The following is a 4,032-nucleotide window of genomic DNA, read 5'->3' on the forward strand; positions in this document are numbered from 1 at the left end:
CGGCGGCGCCATCCGGGCGGCCCGGTCCCTCGGCACCACGACCCGCCGGTCCACCCGGCTCGGCGCCGCGCGGACCGCCCTCGGCACCGCCTGGCCCGCGCATCGCGCCGCCGTCCGCGCCGCCGGCACCGCCCCGCATCCCGCCGCCAGCGCCGCCGCCAGCACCGCCGCCACCGGCCGGACCGGCGCCCGCGCCGGCAGCTCCACCGGGACCGCCGGGTCCGCCGCCGCCGGGGCCGCCCCCGCCGCCTGGGCCGCCCTGCGCGAATGCCGTTGCCGCTCCGGCCACGACGATGGCCGCCGCAACCGTGTCTCTCAGAATGCGCTTCATGGCCTCTCCTCCTGCGGCCGTCGGACAATCCCCGACGCCCATGCCGGCCCGCAACGGGCCTCGGGGCGAACCGTTCCGTCCCGCGGCGTCGTGGCCATGCGGCCGGTGACACCCGCGCGGGCTGTCCTCGGCTAAGTCCGCTCACGGTCTTGCGATCAGGCCCGTCACCTGTAACGTCGCGCCGCACCAAGTAGAGACCGGCCCAGGCCGGCATCGAGATTGATCGACGGAGACGCCATGTCCGCCTCGCGCGACGATACGATCGGTATCGCACCGAGCGCCCACGATGACGCCGCAGACCGCAAGCGCCGCATCTGGGCCATCGTCGGATCGTCCTCGGGCAATCTCGTCGAATGGTACGATTTCTACTGTTACGCGTTCTTCGCCCTCTACTTCGCGCCGGCCTTCTTCCCGAAGGGCGATTCCACCAGCCAGCTCCTCCAGACCGCGGGCATCTTCGCGGTCGGATTCTTCATGCGACCGGTCGGCGGCTGGCTGTTCGGGCGCATCGCCGATCGTGTCGGACGCCGGACCTCGATGGTCGTCTCGGTGCTGCTGATGTGCTTCGGCTCGCTGTTGATCGGCATCCTGCCGACCTACGAGCATGTCGGTACCCTGGCCCCGGTGCTGCTGCTCCTCGCCCGCATGCTCCAAGGCCTGTCCGTCGGCGGCGAATACGGCACCTCTGCAACCTACATGAGCGAAGTCGCGATCAAGGGCCGACGCGGCTTCTTCGCCTCCTTCCAGTACGTCACGCTGATCGGTGGCCAGCTCCTGGCCTCGCTGGTCCTGGTCCTGCTCCAGGCGGTGATGACCGGCCCGGAACTGACCGCCTGGGGCTGGCGCATCCCGTTCTTCATCGGCGCCGGGCTGGCGGTCGTCGCACTCTATCTGCGACGCTCCCTGGCCGAGACGAAGGACAGCAGTGACAAGGAGACCGCCGGCACCTTCGCCGAGCTGTCGAAGCACTGGCGGGCGTTCCTGGTCGTCGTGGCCTACACGGCGGGCGGCTCCCTGAGCTTCTATACCTTCACGACGTATATGCAGAAGTATCTCGTCAACACTGCCGGCATGCCGAAGACCTCGGCGTCGCAGACGATGACGGTGGTGCTGTTCGTCTACATGATCATCCAGCCGATCTTCGGCGCGCTGTCCGACAAGATCGGCCGCAAGGCGAACATGCTGCTCTACAGCGGCCTCGGCACACTCATGGTGGTGCCGCTGATGACGGCGCTCGGCACCAACAAGGATCCCTATCTGGCCTTCGCGCTGATCACCCTCGGGCTCGCGGTCGTGTCGTTCTACACGGGCATCAGCGGCATCGTGAAAGCGGAGCTGTTCCCCACCAACGTCCGCGCCCTCGGGGTCGGCCTCTCCTACGCGGTGGCCAACGCCACCTTCGGCGGCACCGCCGAGTTCGTCGCCCTGTGGTTCAAGGACAACGGGATGGAGAGCACGTTCTTCTGGTACGTCACCGTCCTGATGGCGATCGCCTTCGTGGCCTCGCTGATCATGCCGAACCCCAAGGTCCACGGCTATCTCGACGGCGCCGGCACCGTCGAGGAGGCGCTGGGGAAGAAGCGCGGCCTCGCACACGCCTGACAGGTGGGCCGTCCGGCTGGACCGGGCCCGACTTTCACGCTGATATGCCTCCCGCCGGACGCGCCAGACGTCCGCGGGAGGACGCCATGCTCAGGAAGGCCGCCGCCGGGGCACTGACCCTGCTCTGCCTCGCAACCGCTTCGGCATCCGAGGCCACCGAGGGGGGCTCCGGCGACACGCCGTTCAAGCCGAAACAGCCCGCGGGCTATTTCTTCGTCGGCGGCCGCTTCGCGACGGCGGCAGGCAAGACCACGGCCTCCGGGCAGATGTTCGTGGAGTATCGCGCACCGGCGCGGGTGACGCAGCCCTATCCGATCGTTCTGGTGCACGGCACCGCCCAGACCGGGACCAACTTCCTCGGCACGCCGGACGGACGGCCTGGCTGGGCTGACCGCTTCGCCGCCAAGGGTTTCACGGTCTACGTCGTGGATCAGGTCGGGCGTGGCCGCTCGGGCGGCGATCCGGAGACCTACGGACCCTATGCCCGCCTGCCCGTCGAGGATCTGGAGACGGTGTTCACCGGGCAGGAACGCGTCCCGCTCTACCCGCAGGCGAAGCTGCACAGCCAGTGGCCGGGCGGCCCGGGGGTGCGCGGCAACGCCGCCTTCGACCAGTTCTACCTGTCCCAGGTGCCCTATATCGCCAGCGCGCTGAAGAGCGAGGAACTGGTCGATCCGGCCCTGATCGCCCTTCTGGAGAAGATCGGCCCCGCGATCCTGCTGACGCATTCGCAGGCCGGCGTCTTCGGCTGGGCGGTTTCCGATCAGCGCCCCGACCTCGTGAAGGCGCATGTCGCCGTCGAGCCCAACGGGCCGACCTTCTTCGACATCCGCTTCAAGGGCGGCGCCGATTGGTACGAGCGCGTCGGGGAGGCGCGGGCCCGGCCCTACGGCATCACCCGGGTGCCGCTGCATTTCGAGCCCCCCGTCAGCAGCCCGGCCGATTTGACGGTCGTTCAGGACGACCGCGCCGCCGCACCCGACAAGATCCGCTGCTGGCTTCAGGCTGAGCCTGCTCGAACGCTGCCGAACCTCGCCCGCGTGCCCGCCGTGCTCGTCACCGCCGAAGCCTCGTTCCGCGCCACCATGGATGATTGCACGGCTGCATTCCTGGCCCAGGCGGGCGCGAAACCGGACCGGCTGGCGCTCGCCGAGCACGGCATTCACGGCAACGGCCACATGATGATGCTGGAATCGAACAGCGATGCGGTGGCGGATGCGATCGTCGGCTGGATCGAGGACCGGGTCCACGCGCCGGGCCGTCCTTAACCGGTCGCTTACCCTGTCCCGGCGAGGGTGCCGCCGTCATCCGACGAGGGAATGCATGACCGACATGACCGACACCGTGGGCGTCGCGGGCGACCGCATCCGCTCGATCATCGAGCGCGTGGAACGGCTGGAGGAGGAGATCAAGGACCTGATGGAGGCCAAGAAGGAGGTCTTCGCCGAGGCCAAGGGCGAGGGTCTCGACGTCAAGGTGCTCAAGGAGATCCTGAAGATCCGCAAGCAGGACAAGGATGAGCGCGACGAGCAGGAGACGCTCCTCGACGTCTACCTGCGCGCCATGGATGCGCCCTCGCCGGCCCCGATCGCGGCCGCGGCCTGATCCTCTCGACGGAGTGCGGCGCCGCGCGCCGCCCTCCCCTCAGGACTGCGAGGAGCCCGCGAGATAGGCGGCGATGTTGCGCCGAATGCGCTCCAAGGGCTCCTCGCTCGGATCCGGCAGGACGAAGCGCGCCCCCGTGATCGTCTCGTAGGCGCGGATGTAGACCGCGGCCGTCTCTAGGACGACCTCCGCGGGAATCTCCGGAATCGGGTCCTTGTACGGATCGCAGCGGGCGACGACCCAATTGCGCACGAAATCCTTGTCGAAGCTCTCCGGCGCGGAACCCGCGGCGAAGCGCTCCGGATAGCTCTGCGCGAACCAGTACCGGCTGCTGTCGGGCGTATGGATCTCGTCGGCGAGGACGATCCGGCCTTCGGAATCGGTGCCGAACTCGTATTTCGTGTCGGCCAGGATGAGACCGCGCTCGGCCGCCAGCGGCGTGCCGCGGGCGAACAGCGCCAGCGCCGCGTCGGACACGGTGCGCCACTGCTCGG

The 4,032-nt window shown here is 69.1% G+C and carries 5 protein-coding genes; 4 read left to right on the forward strand and 1 reads right to left on the reverse strand.

Going from position 1 to position 4,032, the window contains the following annotated elements:
* The 4 genes from I53_RS33730 to I53_RS05690 all read left to right on the forward strand — a co-directional run.
* Positions 1-466, forward strand: a 466-nt coding sequence (locus I53_RS33730) for a hypothetical protein (RefSeq protein WP_043347660.1), incomplete at its 5' end; no start/stop codon positions are given.
* Positions 467-568: 102 nt separating this feature from the next.
* A complete protein-coding gene (locus I53_RS05680; protein ID WP_043347663.1) occupies positions 569-1,933 on the forward strand; it encodes an MFS family transporter in 1,365 nt (454 codons plus the stop codon).
* An 86-nt stretch (positions 1,934-2,019) separates the two neighbouring features.
* Complete coding sequence (locus I53_RS05685; protein ID WP_043347665.1) at positions 2,020-3,201, forward strand: alpha/beta hydrolase; 1,182 nt, start codon at positions 2,020-2,022, stop codon at positions 3,199-3,201.
* A gap of 55 nt (positions 3,202-3,256) precedes the next feature.
* Positions 3,257-3,538, forward strand: a complete 282-nt coding sequence (locus tag I53_RS05690; protein WP_020091862.1) for a DUF2312 domain-containing protein — start codon at positions 3,257-3,259, stop codon at positions 3,536-3,538.
* 39 nt (positions 3,539-3,577) lie between these two features.
* On the opposite strand, the gene I53_RS05695 is transcribed toward I53_RS05690, so the two are convergent.
* Positions 3,578-4,032: phosphoribosylaminoimidazolesuccinocarboxamide synthase (locus I53_RS05695; RefSeq protein ID WP_043347668.1), on the reverse strand; the 455-nt coding region annotated here is incomplete at its 5' end.

The organism is Methylobacterium sp. B1 (assembly GCF_000333255.1).
GTDB lineage: Bacteria > Pseudomonadota > Alphaproteobacteria > Rhizobiales > Beijerinckiaceae > Methylobacterium > Methylobacterium fujisawaense.

Excerpts from the sequence above, each read along its gene's own strand:
- I53_RS05680 (WP_043347663.1), top strand. The coding sequence starts at position 569 with ATGTCCGCCTCGCGCGACGATACGATCGGTATCGCACCGAGCGCCCAC.
- I53_RS05685 (WP_043347665.1), top strand. The coding sequence starts at position 2,020 with ATGCTCAGGAAGGCCGCCGCCGGGGCACTGACCCTGCTCTGCCTCGCA.
- I53_RS05690 (WP_020091862.1), top strand. The coding sequence starts at position 3,257 with ATGACCGACATGACCGACACCGTGGGCGTCGCGGGCGACCGCATCCGC.